This window comes from Pseudonocardia sp. Ae717_Ps2 (assembly GCF_001932475.1).
GTDB lineage: Bacteria > Actinomycetota > Actinomycetes > Mycobacteriales > Pseudonocardiaceae > Pseudonocardia.
The window spans coordinates 5,879,060-5,898,072 of the sequence record NZ_MCIS01000001.1; the positions used below are offsets into that span (position 1 = coordinate 5,879,060).

The following is a 19,013-nucleotide window of genomic DNA, read 5'->3' on the forward strand; positions in this document are numbered from 1 at the left end:
CAGACGATCGGCGGACCGGACCGGACGGCCGTGCGGTACGTGGCTCCGTCGCGCGCATCGTGCTTTTCGCCTCATCGACGAGAAGGTGACGGGCTCGAGGCACGGCTGCCGGGACAGGTCGCGACCGGCATCGCGACCGGGCCGCGGGGGCCACCGAGCCGCCGCTGCGGGACCACGCGCGCGACCGATGACCGTCGGGGTGGGCACGCACGCCGGGCCCCGGGGCAGGATGGAGATCCAACCGGGTCCTGCAGCGGGCCCGTCCGTGCTGTGAGGAGACCACGTGCCGAGCGTGACGTTCCGTGGACGTACCTGGAACCGGGACCGGGCGATGGTCATGGCGATCGTCAACCGGACCCCCGACTCGTTCTACGACCACGGGGTCACCTTCGCCGAGCAGGCCGCCCGGGACCGCATCACGGCGGTGGTCCGGGAGGGTGCCGACGTCATCGACATCGGCGGTGTGCCGGCCAGCCCGGGTGCCGAGGTGACCGAGCAGGAGGAGATCGACCGGGTCGTGCCGACCGTGGAGTGGGCACGCCACACGTTCCCCGACGTCGCGATCTCGGTCGACACCTTCCGCGCCGGACCCGCCGATGCGGTCTGCGCGGCGGGCGCCGACCTGGTCAACGACAACTGGGCGGCCGCCGACACCGGGATCCTCGACGTCGCCGCCCGGTACGGCGCGGGCTACGTCAGCGCGCACACCGACCACGTCGACCCGCGCACCGAGCCGCACCGGCCGCGCTACACCGACGTCCTGCGCACGGTCATCGACCAGACCGTCGCGCTCGCGGAGAAGGCCGTCGCCGCGGGCGTGCCCGCCGGCGGGATCCTCATCGACCCGGCGATCGACTTCTCCAAGAACACCCTGCACAGCCTGCAGGTCCTGCGCGGCATCGACGAGATGGTCGCGACCGGCTGGCCGGTGCTGCTGGCGATGTCGAACAAGACCGTCGTCGGCGAGTCCCTGGCCGTGCCGCTCGAGGAGCGGCTGACCGGCACCCTCGCCGCGACGGCGCTGGCCGCCGACCGCGGCGTCGCCATGGTGCGTGCCCACCAGGCCCGGGCCACCCGGGAGACCTGCGAGATGGTCGCCACCGTTCGTGGCGAGCGGAATCCCTCGCGGGCGGTGAGACTGCTCGCGTGAGCACGATCCACCAGATCTTCCCGGTGGCCGACGCCGGGCCGCTGTCGACCGAGCAGCTCGAACGGCTCTACGCCTACCCGGACGACCGGCTCCGGCTGTCGGTCAACTTCGTGTCCAGCGCGGACGGGGCCGTCGAGGTCCGGGGCAGCTCGGCCGGGCTGTCCACCCCGCCCGACCGCGCGGTGCTCGACCTCGGGACCGACCTGGCCGACGTCGTGCTCGTCGCGGCCGGGACGGCCACCGCCGAGGGGTTCACGGGCGTCAAGCACAACGACCGGATGGACGACCGGCGCCGCCGCTTCGGGCTGTCGGAGCTGCCGTCGACGGCGGTCGTCACCTCGTCGGGGAAGTCCCTCGATCCGTCGGCGCCGGTGCTGACCGACACCGTGGTCCCCACGATCGTGCTGACCTGCGAGGCGGTCCCCGCGGACCTGCGCGGCCGGTGGACCGACGCCGGCGCCGAGGTCGTGCTCACCGGCGACGAGTCGGTCGACCTCGCCGTCGCGGTCGCCGCGCTGGGGGAGCGCGGGCTGCGCCGGATCAACTGCATGGGCGGCCCCGCGCTGTTCGGCAGCCTGGCCGAGGCGGGCCTGGTCGACGAGCTGCGGCTGACCCTCGCTCCGTTCCTCGTCTCCGGGGAGGCCGGGCGGATCGCCCGCGGCGCCGGCATGGATCCGGCGCGCCTGGAGCTGGTCAGCATCGTCACCGGGGACGACACGCTCCTCATGCGCTACCGGGTACGCGAGGCGCCGTCGTCCTGACGGGGAACCCCGGAGGGGAGTACCCGATCACGCACGGCGACGTCTGGGGCAGGATGGTCCCGTGTCGCGTCCCTCCAACATGCTGGCGGACGGCGTCGTCGTCCTCAGCCCGCTCGGCTGGGACGACGTGACGGCCCACCTCGCGGGTGAGGACGCCGAGATCGTCCGCTGGCTTGGTGGCGCACCCGCGACCCCGGCGACCGCCCGCGCCCACGTCCGTCGTGCGATCGAACGCTGGGCCGACGACGGGCCGAAGCTGAGCTTCGGGATCCGGGTGGACGGCGGCGCCGTCCTCGCCGGGACCATCGACGTCGACCTCGACCCCGCGGGGGGCCGGGCCGGTCTGTCCTACGGCGTCTACGCGGCGTACCGCCGTCGCGGCCTCGCGACCCGCGCGGTCCGGCTCGCGGCCCGCTACCTGGGCGAACGTGGTGACGTGCGGTGGATCTCGATCGACGTCGACCCGCAGAACACCGCATCGGTCGGGGTCGCGCGGCGGGCCGGGTTCCGGTTCCTGCGCCACGTCGTCGACGACGAGGGATCCTTTGACCGCTACGAGCTCCTCGTCCGCGCGCCGGTGGTCCCGGCGCCGCCGCCGCGGCCGCGGCACAGCCGCCCCTGAGTCCGCACACGAGCGCCCGCCCGGTGCCCCGGTCGTCGGGGACACCGGACGGGCGTGGTCGCGGGTGCCGGTCGGGGGTCCGGCACCCGCGGACCGACGTCAGGAGCCGGTCGGCGCCTCGATGTGCATGACGGCCGGGACCTCGAACAGGGGCAGCGCGCCCGCGTCGTCGACCGACGGGAGGCCGGCGTCGCCCACCGAGGGGAGCTCGGGCAGGTCGTCCGTGGACGGCAGCTCGGGGGCGTCCTCGGCCGAGGGCAGCTCCGACGCGACGTCCGCGGCCTGCGGCGTGGCGGTGGGCAGGTCGTCGGTGCCGGGCAGCGACGGCGCGCTCGGCAGCGAGTCGGTCGAGGGCAGCTCCGGCAGACCGAGGGCATCGGCGTCCGGGACCTGCAGCTCGCCGAAGGGGAGGCTGTCCGCGGCGTCGGTCAGGGCGGAGGTGTCCGGGGCGGCCGGGAGCTCGGGCAGCTCGGGAAGTTCGGCGGCCGAGGCCTGGCCGACGAGACCGGCGCCGAGCGCGGCGATGCCGGCGCCGGTGAGGGACAGCCGCAGGGCGGTACGGGCGAGCGAGTTCATGCGCACGTCCTTCCAAGGGGGATCGGGGGAGCGGAGGGTCGACGGACGACCCTCGCCGGGGGACAACGAGATCCACATCAAGCGGTTGCGGTGCGCAGTCGATCGACGCTGATCTTCACCCGTACGAGTGGCAACCTGAGAGGGGTCTCGCACGTACGGGCGAGTGCTCGTCGCTCCTGAATGCCTCCGGTGGTCCACTCGCGGCGCTCGTACGCGGGGGAGCAGGATGAGTGCGTGCGCGCGCCGAGCCCCTCCGTCCGCCACTCCGTTCGTCCTTCGGTGCCCGTCGCGGGCGCGCTGGCCGGGGTCCTGGGCGGGGCGGGAGGCGCCGCCGCGGCCGTGATCGGCTGGCACTACTCGACGATCCTGCTGCACCCGTCGCCGCGCCCGGGGCTGCCCGAGCGGGTCGTCGCCACCGGGGACGGCACCGTCGAGCTGGCACGGACCCGGCTGTCCGCGCAGCCGGGTGTGTGGGGACTGCGCGGCCCGGCCGGGCTGGCCGTCGTCGGTCCGGTCCTCGACCGCGGGCGCCGCACGGTCGTCCGTGAGCTCCGCGCGGGCCCGGTCCCCGCGATCGGCCCCGCCGTGCTCGACGCCGGCCCGTTCGACCCGGACCCGTCCGCACGAGGGCTGCCCTTCGACGAGGTCGATGTGCCCACCGACCTCGGGCCGGCCCCGGCCTGGCGCATCCCCGCCCCGGCCGGAGGGCACCCGCACACCTGGGCGCTGTGCGTGCACGGCCGTGGCGGGACCCGACGCGAGGCACTGCGGATCCTGCCCGCGCTGCACGCGGCCGGCCTGACCCAGCTCGTCGTCAGCTACCGCGGGGACGGGACCGCCCCGGAGTCACCGGACGGGCGCTCGCACCTCGGCGACACCGAGTGGCGCGACGTCGACGCCGCCGCGGCCTACGCCCTGGTCCACGGCGCGCGCCGGCTGGTGCTGGTCGGCTGGTCGATGGGGGCCGCGGTGGGCGGGGCGTTCCTCGACCGGTCCCCGCACGCCGACCTCGTCGACGCCGTGGTCTGGGACGCGCCGCTGCTCGACTGGCGTCGCACGCTGCGCCGGCAGGCCCGCAACCGCGGTCTCCCCCCGACCCTGGCCGGGGTCGCGGCCCGGTTCACCGCACGCCGGATCGGGATCGACCTCGACTGGTTCGACCTGGTCCGGCGTCCGCCCGCGATCCGCCCCCCGACGCTCGTCCTGCACAGCGACGCCGACACCGCCGTCCCGGTCTCGTTGAGCCGGGACCTCGCCGCGACCGCCCCGGAGCACGGCTGGCCGGTCACCTACCGGGAGTTCTCCGGCACCGAGCACACCGGCAGCTGGAACGCCGATCCCGACGGCTACGAGGCCGCCGTGACCGGCTTCCTGCGGACGCTGCGCCCGTCCTGACCCGCCCGTTCCGGGACGGGCCCTGCGGTCAGTGGCCGTTCGTCTGCGACCTGCCCTGACCGATCGGCTTGCCGTGGATCTGGTCGTCGGACGGCGGGGTCGTCGGGACCGGGGTCCCGGGGTCCACCTCGCGCTCGCGCTTCAGGACCGTCGCCCAGCCCCACACCGCGGCCGCGGTCAGCAGCAGGACGGCCACGATCCACGGGGCCCGGCGCACCCGCACCGGGGTCGGCTCGACGATCTCGGCCAGCGCGTGGCGGGCGTCGTGCACCGAGCCGGACACCACGTCGGACAGGTCGGACAGACGCGTCGAGACCCCTCCGGCCACGGCGTCGGTGACCGCGCCACCGGTGATCCGGCCGGCGTCGGCGAAGGTGCGTACGGCCTCGGTCGCGTCCTTGCGGGCACGGGCCCGCTTCCTCTCGGCACTCATGTTCCGGACCTGCTTCCCACGGATGCGGCTGCTTACTGGCACGATGGTAGTCGTGACGGAACCAGAGAACGCCAAGACGACGGCCGCCCTGCACACCTCCGAGGGCGACATCCGCGTCGTGCTGTTCGGCGACCACGCGCCGAAGACGGTCGCGAACTTCGTCGGCCTCGCGGAGGGCAGCAAGGACTACACGGGCCCGAACGCCAGCGGCGGAGACTCCGGGCCGTTCTACGACGGTTCGATCTTCCACCGGGTGATCAGCGGCTTCATGATCCAGGGCGGCGACCCGACCGGTACCGGTCGCGGTGGCCCGGGCTACCAGTTCGGCGACGAGTTCCACCCGGACCTCAAGTTCGACCGGCCCTACCTGCTGGCCATGGCCAACGCCGGGCCGGGCACCAACGGCTCGCAGTTCTTCATCACGGTGGGCAACACCCCGCACCTGAACCGGCGCCACACCATCTTCGGTGAGGTCGCCGACGCCGAGTCGCGGGCCGTCGTGGACGCCATCGCCCAGACCACCACCGGCCAGGCCGACCGGCCGCTGACCGACGTGGTCATCGAGAAGATCGAGATCGAGCGGTCCTGACCCCGCAGGTCTCCGACCACCGAGTGGACCGGCCGTGGTGAACGGACGACCCGACAGCAGCGGATCCGGGGCATCCGGCGAGCCCGAGGGCGGGCCGGGATCCCCCGGCCCCGCGGGCACGCCGTACTACCCGGCGCCGCCCGGCTACCCGCAGCCCCAGTGGCCGCCGCCGGGCGGTCCCGGGCCGGCGCCGCACGGGCAGACGCCCTACGGGTCCGCGCCGTACGGACCTGCGCCGTACGGATCCGGGGAGACCGGCCCGGGCGGTGGGCCCGGCGCCCCGCCCGGCCCCGGCGGCGCGACGGTGTGCGTCCGGCACCCCGACCGCCCCACCGGGCTGGCCTGCTCGCGCTGCGACCGGCCCGCCTGCCCCGCCTGCCTGCAGCCGGCCCCGGTCGGTCAGCACTGCGTGGACTGCCTCGCCGAGGCCGCACGGACGACCCCGCGACGACGCACCGTCGCCGGGGCGAGCCGTACCGGGAAGCCGGTGGTCGTCCCCGGGCTGATCGTCGCGAACGTGGTGGTCTACGTGATCACCGCGGTCACGGCGGGCAGCGTGATGTCCAACTTCCGGTCGCCGCTGTTCGAGGCCGGCGGGCTCGTTCCGCTCCTGGTCGCCGACGGCGAGTACTGGCGGATCATCACCTCGGGCTTCCTGCACATCGGCCCGCTGCACCTGGCGTTCAACATGTACGCCCTGTGGATCATCGGCCGTGAGGTCGAGACGGTGCTGGGGCGGGCCCGGTTCGTCGCCGTCTACGGCGTGTCCATGCTCGGCGGCGCGGCCTCGGTCATGCTGTTCAGCGCTCCCAACGGGCTGACCGCGGGTGCCTCCGGTGCGGTCTTCGGGCTGATGGGGGCACTGTTCGTCCTGCTGCGGCGGTTGAAGCTGCCGACCGGGCAGGTCGTCGCCCTCATCGCGATCAACGCCGTGATCAGCTTCAGCATCCAGGGCATCTCCTGGCAGGGGCACCTCGGCGGGCTGGTCTTCGGCGCCGCGGTCACCGCGGCGCTGGTCCACCTCGGGACGGGGTCCCCGCAGCGCAGGCGGACCCAGGTGCTGGCGGTCTCCGGGCTGACCGCACTCGCGGTCGTGCTGATCGTGGTGCGCGCCGCGGGGCTGCTCGCGGTCGCCGGCGTCTGACCCCGACCCGCCGTCGCCAGGGGTGGGGCCCCGAGCTGCCGGCGCGGTCCGCACGCGGCGAGCGGCACCGTCGCGGGTCGTCCCCCGCCGCGGCGGTGCACCGGGCGAGCCGCGGTGTCCGTGGAGGCGCCGGGCGCGGGTCAGGGAACGGTCGGGCCGGCGTCGCCGGGGCGGTGTCCCGGACGCAGGGCGGACAGGTCGTCGAACACGTCGACCGGGTCCGCGCCCAGCTCGGCCCGGCCGAGGATGACGAGCCGCTCGTGGTCGTCGACGTCGCGCAGCTCCAGCTCCAGCAGCACCGACTCGCGGCCCAGCCTGCGGGTCCGCAGCAGGCGCAGGTCGTCCACCCGGCTCCAGGGCACGTGCCGGGTCCAGGTCAGCCTGCGGACCGTCAGCCCCTCGGGACCGGCTTCCAGCCGGGGCCGGGCACGGGTCCCCGAGGCCGCGGCCAGGGCGAGACCGAGCGCCGCGACACCCGCGACGAGCGCGCCGGCCGCCTCCGCCCCGGAGACGATCACCGCGACCGACCAGCCGGTCGCGGCGACCGCCAGCACCCAGAGTGCGACGACCGTGCCAACCGGCGTCGACCACCGAAGTCGATCACCCTGCGTGGTCATGCGACGTTGTCCACAGGCTCCATCCACATGGTGGACAACTCACATCCGTGTATTTCCGCTGGTCAACGCCACCGCATGGTCATGAGAAGGCCGATCACGATGAGTGAGAAACCGATGATGAAGTTCCAGTTCCCCAGCGCGAGCATGAACGGGATGGACGGACCCGCCAGATAGTTGATCACCAGCCAGGCGAGACCGAGGATCCACATCGCGACCATGACGGCGATGTAGGCGGGGTGCGTCGGCCCCGCGACCTTCTGCGGGGTGCGGCTGACCGGGGGAGGGGTGTAGGCCGCCTTCTTGCGGACCTTCGACTTCGGCATCTGACCTCATCGCCTGTCGGAGTCGGACACGGGTCCGGCCGGTGCGCCGGCCGGGGGCGGGACCTGCGACGGGGCGCCGTGGTCGGGGACGGGGCGACCCGGACAGATCCGCCACCACGGTAGCGCGGCCGCGTCGCCGTCCGGGGCATCCCGGGGGCACAGGCGTCACACGTCACGGGGACGTCGGGCGGTGCGGAGCGGCCGTCAGACCCCGGCGACCAGCCCGGCCATCTCGGCGGAGAGCCGAACGACCAGGTCCTCCGGTACGGAGTAGCCGGCCTGGCGCAGCCAGTTCGCCAACATCCGGTGTCCGCCCTCGGTCAGCACGGACTCCGGGTGGAACTGCACGCCGGAGATCGGGAGCTCCCGGTGCCGGACGGCCATGATCAGGCCGGTCTCGGTGTGCCCGGTCGCCTCCAGCTCCGACGGCAGACCGTCGGGCGGGATCGTCAGCGAGTGGTAGCGGGTGGCGGTGAACGGCGAGGGCAGCCCGGCGAGCACACCGGTGCCGTCGTGGAAGACCTCCGAGGTCTTGCCGTGCAGCAGCTCGGGCGCCCGCTCCACGACCCCGCCCCAGGCGGTGGCCAGTGCCTGGTGGCCGAGGCACACCCCCAGCAGCGGGGTGCCGCGCTCCGCGGCACGGTGGATGACCTCGACGCTGCGACCGGCCCGTTCCGGGGTGCCCGGACCGGGGCTGAGCAGGACGGCGCCGACGTCGTCGAGCTCGTCCAGCTCGACCTCGTCGTTGCGCCGGACCACCGGGTCGGCGCCGAGCTGGGCCAGGTAGTGGACCAGGTTGTAGACGAAGCTGTCGTAGTTGTCGACGACGAGGACGCGCACGGTTCCTCCCGGAAGGATGGTCAGTTGAACGGGAACCCGCTGTTGCCGCTGTTGTCCCCGTCGCTGCTGCTGCCACCGGAGTAGCGGCCCACGGTGAGGGTAACGGTCTGGCCGCTGGAGGCCTCGGATCCGCCGGACGGGCTCTGCTGCAGCACGACGCCGTTCTGGGAGGAGTCCGAGACGTCGACCTGACGGATCGACGGGCTCAGCCCCGCCTCCTGCAGCGTGCTGATCGCGCTGTCGACACGCTGGCCGACGACGTTGGGCACCTGGTTCTGGTTCCCGCGGCTGATCTGGATGGTGATGGTCTGGTCGGGTGCGACCCGGGTCCCGGCCGACGGGTTCGTGCCGACCGCCTGGCCGGCCGAACTGCTGCTGTCGACCTCGGTCGTGGAGATCGACTGGAAACCGGCGTTCTGCAGTGTCGTCCGGGCGGCGTCGGCCGACTGGCCCGCGACGTCGGGCACGGCGACCGTCTGCTGCCTGCGACCCACCACCAGCGACACCGCGGTGTTGCCCGAGACCTGCTGGCCCGGCCCCGGGTCGGAGGTGATCACCTTGCCGACCTGGCTGGAGTCACTGGTGTCGCGCTCGGTACGGCCGCCGACCTGCAGGCCGGCCGCCCGGAGCTTGGCCTCGGCCTCGTCCGGGGACAGGCCCTCGACGCTCGGCACCGTGACCTGCGCGGGCCCGCTGCCGACGTAGACCGTCACCCGGCTGTTCTCGGGGACCTGGTTGCCGCCGCCGGGGTCGGTCCGGACGACCTTGCCGACCTGCGCGACGTCCGACGGCTGGTCCTGCTGGGAGAACAGCAGTCCGGCCTGGGTGATGGTCTGCCGGGCCTGGTCCGGGGACTGGCCGAGTACGTCGGGCACCGAGACCTGGTCCGGGCCCGAGGAGGAGAACAACTGGAAGCCGACGAAGCCGAGCAGCCCGATCACCGCGAGCGCGACGACCCACAGGAGTGCCTTGCGGCCCCCTCCGCGACGCTCGTCGTCGCCGTAGTCGGGGTGGTGCGGCGGCATCGTGTGCCGGCCGGTGGCCGGGCCGCCCGCGTCGAGCCGGCGCGTCGCCATGGCCTGGGTCGCGCCGTCGTGGGCCATCATGTGCGTGCGCTCGTGCTCGCTCATGACCAGCGGCGCGTGCACCGGCTCGCCGTTGCGCACGCGGATCAGGTCCGCCCGCATCTCGGCGGCCGACTGGTAGCGGTTGGCCGGGTTCTTGCTGAGCGCCTTGAGCACCACCGCGTCGAGTGCCGGGGGCACCGACGGGTTCAGCTGGGACGGGGCCCGAGGGTCCTCCCGCACGTGCTGGTAGGCCACCGCGACCGGGGTGTCCCCGGTGAACGGCGGCTCGCCGGTCAGGAGCTCGAACAGCACACAGCCGGCGGCGTAGACGTCCGACCGGGCGTCCACGGCCTCGCCGCGGGCCTGCTCGGGGGACAGGTACTGCGCCGTGCCGATGACGGCCGCGGTCTGGGTGACGTTCTGGCCCTCGCCCAGTGCACGGGCGATGCCGAAGTCCATGACCTTGACCGCGCCGACGCCGTTGATCATCACGTTCGCGGGCTTCACGTCGCGGTGGATGATGTTGTGCCGGTGCGAGAAGTCGAGCGCGGCGCAGACGTCGGCCATCACCTCGACGACCCGCTGCTGGGTCATCGGGCCGGAGGTCTTGACGATCTCGCGCAGCGTCTGCCCGTCGACGAACTCCATGACGATGTAGGGCAGCGTCCCGAACTCGGACTCGACCTCGCCGGTGTCGTACACCGCGACGATCGCCGGGTGGTTCAGCGACGCCGAGTTCTGCGCCTCACGGCGGAAGCGGAGCTGGAACTGGGGGTCGCGGGCCAGGTCGGCCCGCAGGACCTTGACCGCCACGTCCCGGCCGAGCCGGGTGTCGAGGCCGCGGTGGACCTCGGACATGCCGCCGTAGCCGAGCGGGTCGCCCAGCTCGTAGCGCTCGGAGAGCAGTCGTGGTGTCGTCATCGGTTCAGGTTCCCGTACTCATCGAGTCCGTCGGAGGCGTGCTCATCATGCCGGTCGGCGCCCACTGCCGGTCCCGTACGGGCGGCATCTGCGCCGGAGCGGCCGTTCGGTGGGATCACCGGGACATCACCGGGCACCTCCGGTCGATCTTGGGCACGGGGGACGGCGAACGGCTCTGCCGGGACCGCCGGTCCCGTGGACCCGGCCGGGGGGCCGGCCGCGGTCGCCACGGTACCGGGCGCGACCCCCAGTGACCCGGGCCGCATGTCGTCGGGCGAGACACCCCTCAAGATCATCACTGCGAGCAGTACGGCGGCGAGCGTCAGGACCACGAACAGCACGGCCAGCCACGCCTTCGCCCGGCCGGACCGTTGCGGGCCCAGATCGAGCGGGCCGGACGGGTGCAGCTCGGGCATCCGGTCGGCGGAGGCGTTGCGGCGCACCGGTGGACGCGTCGGCGCCGAGCGCTGCTGCCCCGGGAACCCGGGCCCGGTGGGTGGCCCGCCCGGACGACGGCCGGCGGCCGGACCGCCGGCGTGCGGCCCGGTGTGCGGCGGACGCAGCGGGGCGCCGTAGGGCGGCGAGCCGGGGGGCACCGGGACCGGCCCGGATCCGGACGGCGTGCCGCCCGGGGTGCGCGGTCCCTGCGGCCGGCCCGGCCCGGCGCCGGGGTAGGGGCCGGTGACCGGGCGGGACACGCCCTGGTCCGGCCCGCTGCGGCGGGCGCCGTCGGGGCCGGGGTCGCCGGTGCGCGGGCCGCGGTCGGCGGTGTCGGGGCCGCCGGCGGACGGGCCGTCGCCGGTCCCCGGTCCGCTCTCCTGCAGGGAGTGGCGCGCGCCGCTGCCGTCGTCGCCGCGGAAGTCGGGCGCGTACCCGCCGGGGGCGGGGATGCCGGGCGGCGGCGGCCGGTGCCCACGCCGGACCGCGGCGACGGCGTCGGCGAACTCGGCGCCGTCGGTGTAGCGCTGCTCGGGGTCCTTGACCAGCACCGAGGAGATCAGCTCGCGGACCCGCTCGGGGATCTCGTCCGGCAGCGGCGGCGGGTCGTCGCGGACCTGCATCATCGCCACCGCGACGGCGCTCTCGGCGCGGAACGGCCGGACTCCGGCCAGGCACTCGTAGCCGACGATGCCCAGGGAGTACACGTCGCCGGACGGCCCGGCCTCCTCGCCGGAGGCCTGCTCCGGTGCGATGTAGTGGGCGGTGCCCATCACCATCCCGGAGCGGGTCACCGGGACGGCGTCGGCGGCCTTGGCGATGCCGAAGTCGGTCAGCTTCACGACGCCGTCGGTGCGCAGCAGGATGTTGCCGGGCTTGACGTCGCGGTGGACGAACCCGCGCTCGTGCGCGGCGAACAGTGCCCGGCCCGCCTGCTCGAGGATGTCGAGCGCCTCGTCGGCGGGGATGGGCCCGCGCCCGATCCGCGACGACAGCGGCTCGCCCCGGACGAGCTCCATCACCAGGTAGGCGGTGCGCCCGCCGCCGGTGGGGCTGTCGTCCTCGCCGTAGTCGTGCACGGCGGCGATCCCGGCGTGGTCCAGCGAGGCGACGGTACGGGCCTCGATGCGGAACCGGTGCAGGAACTCGGGGTCGTCGGAGAGCTCCGCCTTGAGGACCTTCACCGCGACGCTGCGCCCGAGCCGGGTGTCGGAGGCCTCCCAGACCTCGCCCATCCCGCCGACCGCGATCCGCCGGTCCAGCTGGTAGCGCTCGGAGATCAGCTGCCCGGCCGACAGGGCGCTCACGGGACCGCCGGGGACCTGCGCCGGGCCGGGTCCCGCGGGCTCACTGGGCGTCCCGCAGCGCCTCGGCGATCACGGCCCGCCCGATCGGGGCCGCGACGGAGCCACCGGTCGCCTCCAGCGCCCGGTCGCCGCCGTTCTCGACGAGCACCGCTACCGCGACCTTGGGGTTCTCCGCCGGGGCGAACGCCACGTACCAGGCGTGCGGCGGGGTGTTCTTCGGGTCGGTGCCGTGCTCGGCGGTACCGGTCTTCGACGCGATCTGGACGCCGGTGATCTTGCCGCCGCCCGAGGTCCGGTCCTCCGAGCCGACCATCAGGTCGGTCATGGTGCGGGCCACGTCGGCCGGCATCGACCGCGACATCCGGTCGGGCTCGGTGGTGTCGACGACATCCAGGGTCTGGCTCTGGATCTCCTTGACCAGGTGCGGGGCCATCGTCTGGCCGCCGTTGGCGATCGAGGCGCCGATCATCGCCAGCTGCATCGGGGTCAGCCGGACGTCGCGCTGCCCGATCGCGGACTGCTGGGTGGAGGGGGTGTCGGACATCGGGCCGACCTGCGACGCGGTGACCGGCATCGGGATCTGCAGGTCGGTGCGGCCGATGCCGAACGCCTCGGCCTGGGCACGGAGCTTGTCCGCGCCGAGCTCGCCGCCGAGCTGGGCGAACGCGGTGTTGCAGGAGCGCGCCAGCGCCTCGCGCAGCGACGCCGTCGCCCCGCCGCCGCAGGCCGAGCCGTTGTAGTTCTCCAGGGTCGTCGTGGAGTCGGCCAGCTGGATGCTGCGGGCGGCCGTGAGCTGGCTGTCCGGGGTGTAACCGTTCTGCAGGGCGGCCGCGGTGGTGACGAGCTTGAACGTCGAGCCGGGCGGCTCGATCTCGTTGATCGCCCGGTTGGTCCTCGGGTCCGGGTCCTCGGCGCCGTAGCGCTGCCAGGCCCGCTGCTGCTCGGCGGGGTCGGGCGAGGCCAGCGTGTTCGGGTCGAACGACGGAGTCGAGGCCATCGCCAGGATCTCGCCGGTCTGCGGCACCAGCGCGACGACGGCGCCGGTGTACCCGCGGGAGGCCAGCCCGTCGTAGGCGGCGCGCTGCACCTCGGGGTCGATGGTGGTCACCACGTTGCCGCCCGCCGGGTCCCGGCCGGTGATGAGGTCCGACAGCCTGCGCACGAACAGCCGGTCGTCGGTGCCGTTGAGCACCTCGTCGGCGGACCGCTCGAGCGCGGTCTTGCCGTACACGGTCGACAGGAAGCCGGTGACCGGCGCGAACATCTCGCCCTGCGGGTACTGGCGCGCGAAGCGCAGCCGCCCGTTCCCCTCGACGCTCTGCGCGAGGACCTGCCCGCCGGCGACGATCTGCCCGCGCTGACGCGAGTACTCGTCGATCTGCGAGCGCTGGTTGCGGGGGTCGTCCCGGTACTGGCCGGCCATGACGACCTGCACGTAGGTGATGTTGCCGAGCAGGACCACGATCATCACCATCACGGCGAGGGCCACGCGGCGGACCGGGCGGTTCACGTCTCGCTCCTCTGGGCGGCGTTGGCGGCGTTGGCGGCGTTGGCGGCACCGTCGGCGCGGTTGTCGTCACGGGTGTCGGACCGGCCCGCACCGGGACGCTGGACCAGTTCGGTGCTGGCCTCGGCGATCGGCGCCCGCGGCTTCGCGGGCCGGACGGGCAGCGGTGCCCTGGCCACGTGCGAGATCCGCAGCAGGATCGCCACCAGCACGTAGTTCGCCAGCAGCGACGAGCCACCGTAGGACAGGAACGGCAGCGTCAGGCCGGTCAGCGGGATCAGCTTCGTCACCCCGCCGATGACGACGAAGATCTGCAGCGCGACCGAGAACGACAGCCCGGTCGCGAGCAGCTTCCCGTAGGAGTCGCGCACGGCCAGTGCCGAGCGCAGTCCGCGGGTGATGAGCACCAGGTAGACGAGCATGATCGCGGCCAGCCCGATCAGCCCGAGCTCCTCGCCGAGCGAGGAGAAGATGAAGTCGGACTCGGCGAAGGGCACGATGTCCGGCCGGCCGGCACCCAGCCCGGTCCCGCCGACGCCGCCGGTGCCGAGCCCGAACAGCGCCTGCGCGAGCTGGTAGCCACCGCCGCTGAAGTCGGCGAACGGGTCCAGCCAGATCCGCACGCGGGTCTGCACGTGGCCGAACAGGTTGTAGGCGACGACGGCGCCGCCGGAGAACGCCAGCAGCCCGATCACCATCCACGACACGCGTTCGGTCGCGGTGTAGAGCAGCACCAGCACCAGGCCGAAGATCAACAGCGAGCTGCCGAGGTCGCGCTGCAGCACGAGCACGCCGACCGACAGCCCCCAGGCGACGAGCAGCGGCGCCAGGTCACGGGCACGGGGCAGCTCCATGCCCAGGAAGCGACGGCCTGCGGTGGAGAGCAGGTTGCGCTTCTGGACCAGGTAGGCCGCGAAGAAGATGATCAGCAGGATCTTGGAGAACTCGCCGGGCTGGATGCCGGGGCCGCCCGGGATGCGGATCCACAGCTTGGCGCCGTTGACCTCGGAGATCGACGACGGCAGCAGCGCCGGGATCGCCAGGAAGACCAGGCCGACGAAGCCCGCGGTGTAGCCGTAGCGGGCCAGGGTGCGGTGGTCCCGGACGAAGAACAGCACCAGCGCGAACAACGCCAGGCCGGCGACGGTCCAGGTGATCTGGGCGCTGATCAGCCCACTCGGCACCGGGCTCCCGGTGGCCTCGGCGCGGGCGGCCTTCGCCAGGTCGAGCCGGTGGATCATCACCAGGCCGATGCCGTTGAGCAGCGCGACCGACGGAAGGATCAGCGGATCGGCGTAGGGCGCCAGGAAGCGCACCGCCACGTGCGCCCCCGCGAACAGCACGAGGTACGCCAGGCCCACCCACAACAGGTCGGTCGTGAGCGACTGCTCCTGGTTCGCCTCGACCAGGACCAGCGCGCCGGTGGTGAGGACGGCGGCCAGGCCCAGCATCAACAGCTCGATGCCGCGGCCGGTGGGCGTGGTCGGCTCCGTGGCGGAGCTGCCCGTGGCCATCAGCCGTCGAGCCGGCAGTTCCGGCCCGGTTCCGGGGTCGCGGTCGGCAGCGGGGTCGTGGTCACCGGCGGGGCGCCGGGCACCTGGACGACCGGGGGCGGCTGCGGCGGGTTCAGTGTCGAGCAGAGCGGGAGCATGCGATCCCGGAGCCGGTCGACGGTCTGCCGGGCACCGGTCTCGCCGTCGTCGGAGACGATGCCGTCGGTGACCTGGCTGCGGACCGCCTGCGGCAGGTCGTCGAGGCCGATGTCGGTGGACTCGACCACCCGCTGCAATGGGACCCCGAGCACGTTGCCGCGCACGCCCTGGTAGATCGCGACCTGGTTCTGGTCGACGGCGACGTAGTACTGCTGCAGCACCAGGGCCCGGGCGACGAACACGCCCGCCACCAGTACCACGAGCACGCCCAGCAGGGCGAGCGCCGGACGCAGGCCGCGCCGGCGCCGCGGCTGCTCCGCGGCGGCGGGCTCCAGGCGCACCGGCTCGGTGCGGGGCAGCGTGGTGGCGGCGGCGCGCTGCGCCGAGGAGTGCGGGGTCCGCTCGTCGTGGCGGTAGTCGCCGTCGCCGGCGCGCGGGTTGCGGCCGGCGGAGCCCCCGATGATCGGGGCGTCGTCGGCGTAGTCGACGTCCACCACGTCGGCGACGATGCAGGTGATGTTGTCCGGCCCGCCGCCGCGCAGCGCCAGCTCGATCAGTCGGTCGGCGCACTCGCGCGGGTCGGCGTAGTCGGTCAGCGTGTCGTGCAGCGTCTCGTCGCTGACCGGGCCGGACAGGCCGTCGGAGCACAGCAGGAAGCGGTCACCGGCGCGGGCCTCGCGGATGGACAGCGACGGGTCGACGTCCTGCCCGGTGATGGCGCGCAGCAGCAGCGACCGCTGCGGGTGCGTGTGCGCCTCCTCCTCGGTGATCCGGCCCTCGTCGATCAGCGACTGGACGAACGTGTCGTCCTTGGTGATCTGGGTGAACTCGCCGTCACGCAGGAGGTAGCAGCGCGAGTCGCCGACGTGGACCATGCCCAGGCGCGAGCCCGCGAACAGGATCGCGGTCAGCGTGGTGCCCATGCCATCGAGGTCGGGGGCCTCGGCGACGTGGCGGGAGATCGCCTCGTTGCCGTCGTGGGTCGCGTCCCGCAGCTCGGCGAGCAGGTCGTCGCCGGGCACGTCGTCGTCGAGCGGCGCCAGTGCGGAGATCACCAGGGACGAGGCGACCTCGCCCGCGGCGTGGCCGCCCATGCCGTCGGCGAGGGCGAGCAGGCGGGGGCCCGCGTAGACGGCGTCCTGGTTGTTCTGCCGGACCAGTCCGCGGTCACTGCGGGCCGAGTAGCGCAGCACCAGTGTCACGGGGCGGCTCCGGCTTCGGTCGGGGCACGTCGGTCGGATCCCGCGCCGCGGGACCGGTCGGACGGCCGCGGCACCGGGGGAGCGGTCGGTCGCGTCGGGCTCACGGTCGGTACCTCATGGTCGGTCCGTGTCCGTCACGATCGCAGCTCGATCACCGTCTTGCCGATGCGGACCGGTGTCCCCAGCGGGACCCGGGTGGGCCCGGTGACCTTATTACGTTCCAGATAGGTGCCGTTCGTCGACCCGAGATCCTCGACGTACCAGTCGTCACCCTGCTGCGAGATGCGCGCGTGCCGGGTGGAGGCGTAGTCGTCGTCGAGCTTGAGGGTCGAGTCGTCGGCGCGGCCGATCAGGATCGGCCGGGAGTCGAGCGTGATGCGGCTGCCGGCCAGCGGACCCTGGGTGACGAGCAGCTGGCGGGCCACCTTGCCGCGGCCACCGCCGCGGACCCGGGTGGCCCGGCCCCCGCCGGCACGGCCGGGTGCGGCCGCCCGGAGACCGGACGCCGCGTAGAGGTCGGAGCGGACGACCTGGAGCGCGAGCAGGACGAACAGCCACAGGAGGGCCAGGAAGCCGCCCCGGGTCAGTTGCAGTACCAGTTCCGGCACGTCGTCCTACTCGCCCTTCTCGTGTTTCTGCACGTTCCGCCCGCCCGGTGGATCACCGGGCGGGCGGGGACGCACCGCTGTCGCTGCGCGGGTTCCGCTCCGCGGGTGGCTCAGCCCTGGGTGCGGAACACCAGGCTGGAGTGACCCACGCGGATCACGTCGCCGTCGGTCAGCTGGCAGGACTGCACCGGCGAGTTGTTCACCGTGGTGCCGTTGGTCGAGCCCAGGTCGTTCAGGGTCGCGACCTGGCCGTCCCAGGTGACCTCCAGGTGCCGGCGGGACACGCCGGTGTCCGGGAGCCGGAACTGGGAGTCCTGACCGCGGCCGATGACGTGGGTGCCCTCGGCCAGCTGGTAGTTGCGGTTCGAGCCGTCGTCCAGGATCAGCATGGCGGTCAGCTGCGCGGGAGCGCCCCAGCCGCCCTGGCCGCCGTAACCCTGGCCGTCGTAGCCCTGGTCGTAGCCACCCTGCTGCGGGTAGCCGGGCTGGGCGTAGCCCTGCTGCTGGCCGTAGCCGCCGTCGTAGCCCTGGTCGTAGCCACCCTGCTGCGGGTAGCCGGGCTGGGCGTAGCCCTGCGGCTGACCGTAGCCACCCTGCTGGGGCTGGCCGTAGCCGTCGTAGCCCTGCTCGTAGCCCTGCTGGGGGTAGCCGCCCTGCTGGGGCTGGCCGTAGCCCTGCTGGCCGTACTGGTCGTACCCGCCCTGCTGGGGCTGGCCGTAGCCCTGCTGGGGGTAGCCGCCCTGCTGCTGCCCGTACTGGTCGTAGCCGGGCTGCTGCTGGTCGTACCCGGGCTGCTGGCCGTAGCCCTGCTGGGGCTGCCCGTACTGGTCGTAGCCGGGCTGGCCGTAGCCGCCCTGCTGCTGCCCGTACTGGTCGTACCCGCCCTGCTGCTGCTGGCCGTAGCCGCCCTGCTGCTCCTGGTCGTACCCCTGAGGAGCGTAGGTCTGCTGGCCGTACCCGCCGGGTGCGCCCCGGTCGTATCCGTACTGCCCGTTCTCCTCGGGGTGGCCCGGTTGCTGGCTCATGGGTGCTTCTCCTGCGGTGCGTGCTCGGTTGGCGGCCCGACGGGAAGCGTCGGGGTCGACAGCGGAGCGGGTGCGGAATTGTCCCGTGTGCAGCGCCTCGGAGCGCTCCAGAAAGACTACGACCTCACCGTAGGTGTCCCAGCCCTGGTCGGTGAGTTCTTTCGCCACGTGCGACGAGAGGGATCGGACGACCCCGTCCTCGTCGCCCGCCATCCGGTCGAGATCGCTGGGGCTGAGCAGAACGGTGTACCGGTTGGGCGCCAGCTGGCGACCTCCGGCGAGCTGCTCGACGTTGTCCTCGGCTTCCCTCAGCAGTGCCTGTGCGACTTCCTGTGGGACGACACTGCCTCCGAAGACCCGCGCGAAGGCGTCGCCCACGAACCCCTGAAGTCGGCGCTCGAAGCGGTCCACGCGGCCCAAAAGATCTCCTCCATCCGCATCGGCGTGTCGGTGATGTGCGACCGATCGTATCTGTGTTATCCGCCGGGCCCGGCGGGGCCCGGCACGAGCGGGTGATCGGCCCCGCCGTGCCACCGGCGTGCTGCCCTCCGATGTACCCGGCCCGGCGCCGCCGCGCATCCCGTGTCCCGCCCGTCGCGACCCCCTCCGGCCGGTGGTCGACGTGCAGGGGACCCCCCTGCGAACGACCGCCGAGCAGGGTGCTAACTTTCTCGTGTCGCTCGGGCGAGTGGCGGAATGGCAGACGCGCACGGTTCAGGTCCGTGTGTCCGAAAGGACGTGAGGGTTCAACTCCCTCCTCGCCCACCACCTCCCCTCATCGGGGATTCTCCCCCTCCGGCGGTCACCACCGCCATCGCGAGATCGGTTCCGGGTGT

At 73.6% G+C, this 19,013-nt stretch carries 18 protein-coding genes and 1 tRNA gene; 7 read left to right on the plus strand and 12 right to left on the minus strand.

What is annotated here, in order from left to right:
• Positions 1-283 precede the first annotated feature (283 nt).
• From folP to Ae717Ps2_RS27170, 3 genes are all read left to right on the plus strand, one after another.
• Entirely contained in the window at positions 284-1,150 is an 867-nt protein-coding gene (gene folP / locus Ae717Ps2_RS27160; protein WP_139318875.1) for a dihydropteroate synthase, read from the plus strand.
• Complete coding sequence (locus Ae717Ps2_RS27165) at positions 1,147-1,911, plus strand: dihydrofolate reductase family protein (RefSeq protein WP_083695427.1); 765 nt, start codon at positions 1,147-1,149, stop codon at positions 1,909-1,911. The genes folP and Ae717Ps2_RS27165 overlap by 4 nt, the downstream gene beginning before the upstream one ends.
• 61 nt (positions 1,912-1,972) lie before the next feature.
• Complete coding sequence (locus Ae717Ps2_RS27170) at positions 1,973-2,533, plus strand: GNAT family N-acetyltransferase (protein ID WP_083702511.1); 561 nt, start codon at positions 1,973-1,975, stop codon at positions 2,531-2,533.
• Positions 2,534-2,632: 99 nt separating this feature from the next.
• Here Ae717Ps2_RS27170 and Ae717Ps2_RS27175 read toward each other — a convergent pair whose 3' ends face one another.
• A complete protein-coding gene (locus Ae717Ps2_RS27175) occupies positions 2,633-3,109 on the minus strand; it encodes a hypothetical protein (protein ID WP_020625150.1) in 477 nt (158 codons plus the stop codon).
• A 279-nt stretch (positions 3,110-3,388) separates the two neighbouring features.
• Here Ae717Ps2_RS27175 and Ae717Ps2_RS27180 point away from each other — a divergent pair, with 279 nt between their 5' ends.
• Entirely contained in the window at positions 3,389-4,504 is a 1,116-nt protein-coding gene (locus Ae717Ps2_RS27180) for a S9 family peptidase (protein WP_075334035.1), read from the plus strand.
• Between the two features lie 28 nt (positions 4,505-4,532).
• On the opposite strand, the gene Ae717Ps2_RS27185 is transcribed toward Ae717Ps2_RS27180, so the two are convergent.
• Positions 4,533-4,937, minus strand: a complete 405-nt coding sequence (locus Ae717Ps2_RS27185; protein ID WP_075334036.1) for a hypothetical protein — start codon at positions 4,935-4,937, stop codon at positions 4,533-4,535.
• Positions 4,938-4,980: 43 nt separating this feature from the next.
• On the opposite strand from Ae717Ps2_RS27185, the gene Ae717Ps2_RS27190 reads away from it, so the two are divergent.
• Together Ae717Ps2_RS27190 and Ae717Ps2_RS27195 are read left to right on the plus strand one after the other, a co-directional pair.
• Positions 4,981-5,526, plus strand: coding sequence for a peptidylprolyl isomerase (locus tag Ae717Ps2_RS27190; protein WP_075309249.1), 546 nt, complete (start codon positions 4,981-4,983; stop codon positions 5,524-5,526).
• A gap of 37 nt (positions 5,527-5,563) precedes the next feature.
• Positions 5,564-6,670 (plus strand): rhomboid family intramembrane serine protease, encoded by a 1,107-nt coding sequence (locus Ae717Ps2_RS27195; RefSeq protein ID WP_233147689.1) that lies wholly within the window; start codon positions 5,564-5,566, stop codon positions 6,668-6,670.
• Positions 6,671-6,810: 140 nt separating this feature from the next.
• On the opposite strand, the gene Ae717Ps2_RS27200 is transcribed toward Ae717Ps2_RS27195, so the two are convergent.
• The 10 genes from Ae717Ps2_RS27200 to Ae717Ps2_RS27245 form a co-directional block, all read right to left on the minus strand.
• Positions 6,811-7,287 carry a PH domain-containing protein gene (locus Ae717Ps2_RS27200; protein ID WP_075309245.1) on the minus strand — a complete coding sequence of 159 codons (477 nt, stop codon included), beginning with the start codon at positions 7,285-7,287 and terminating at the stop codon, positions 6,811-6,813.
• A gap of 62 nt (positions 7,288-7,349) precedes the next feature.
• The gene (gene crgA / locus Ae717Ps2_RS27205) at positions 7,350-7,610 is read right to left on the minus strand and encodes a cell division protein CrgA (protein ID WP_020626195.1); all 261 of its coding nucleotides are present in this window, start codon (positions 7,608-7,610) and stop codon (positions 7,350-7,352) included.
• A gap of 204 nt (positions 7,611-7,814) precedes the next feature.
• Positions 7,815-8,450, minus strand: coding sequence for an aminodeoxychorismate/anthranilate synthase component II (locus tag Ae717Ps2_RS27210; RefSeq protein WP_075309243.1), 636 nt, complete (start codon positions 8,448-8,450; stop codon positions 7,815-7,817).
• A 20-nt stretch (positions 8,451-8,470) separates the two neighbouring features.
• Complete coding sequence (gene pknB, locus Ae717Ps2_RS27215) at positions 8,471-10,438, minus strand: Stk1 family PASTA domain-containing Ser/Thr kinase (protein ID WP_075309241.1); 1,968 nt, start codon at positions 10,436-10,438, stop codon at positions 8,471-8,473.
• Entirely contained in the window at positions 10,435-12,183 is a 1,749-nt protein-coding gene (locus tag Ae717Ps2_RS40555; RefSeq protein WP_369804860.1) for a protein kinase, read from the minus strand. The genes pknB and Ae717Ps2_RS40555 overlap by 4 nt, the downstream gene beginning before the upstream one ends.
• A gap of 40 nt (positions 12,184-12,223) precedes the next feature.
• Positions 12,224-13,693, minus strand: a complete 1,470-nt coding sequence (locus Ae717Ps2_RS27225; RefSeq protein ID WP_075309239.1) for a penicillin-binding protein 2 — start codon at positions 13,691-13,693, stop codon at positions 12,224-12,226.
• Entirely contained in the window at positions 13,690-15,204 is a 1,515-nt protein-coding gene (locus tag Ae717Ps2_RS27230) for an FtsW/RodA/SpoVE family cell cycle protein (protein ID WP_020622683.1), read from the minus strand. Before Ae717Ps2_RS27230 ends, Ae717Ps2_RS27225 begins: the two co-directional genes overlap by 4 nt.
• Positions 15,204-16,544 (minus strand): PP2C family serine/threonine-protein phosphatase, encoded by a 1,341-nt coding sequence (locus tag Ae717Ps2_RS27235; RefSeq protein WP_075334037.1) that lies wholly within the window; start codon positions 16,542-16,544, stop codon positions 15,204-15,206. Before Ae717Ps2_RS27235 ends, Ae717Ps2_RS27230 begins: the two co-directional genes overlap by 1 nt.
• 134 nt (positions 16,545-16,678) lie before the next feature.
• The gene (locus tag Ae717Ps2_RS27240) at positions 16,679-17,152 is read right to left on the minus strand and encodes an FHA domain-containing protein (RefSeq protein ID WP_075309237.1); all 474 of its coding nucleotides are present in this window, start codon (positions 17,150-17,152) and stop codon (positions 16,679-16,681) included.
• A 110-nt stretch (positions 17,153-17,262) separates the two neighbouring features.
• Positions 17,263-18,597: a DUF3662 and FHA domain-containing protein gene (locus tag Ae717Ps2_RS27245; RefSeq protein WP_075334038.1), complete on the minus strand. Its 1,335-nt coding sequence runs from the start codon at positions 18,595-18,597 to the stop codon at positions 17,263-17,265.
• A gap of 262 nt (positions 18,598-18,859) precedes the next feature.
• Here Ae717Ps2_RS27245 and Ae717Ps2_RS27250 point away from each other — a divergent pair.
• Positions 18,860-18,945 (plus strand) — tRNA-Leu (locus Ae717Ps2_RS27250).
• The last annotated feature ends 68 nt before the right edge of the window (positions 18,946-19,013 follow it).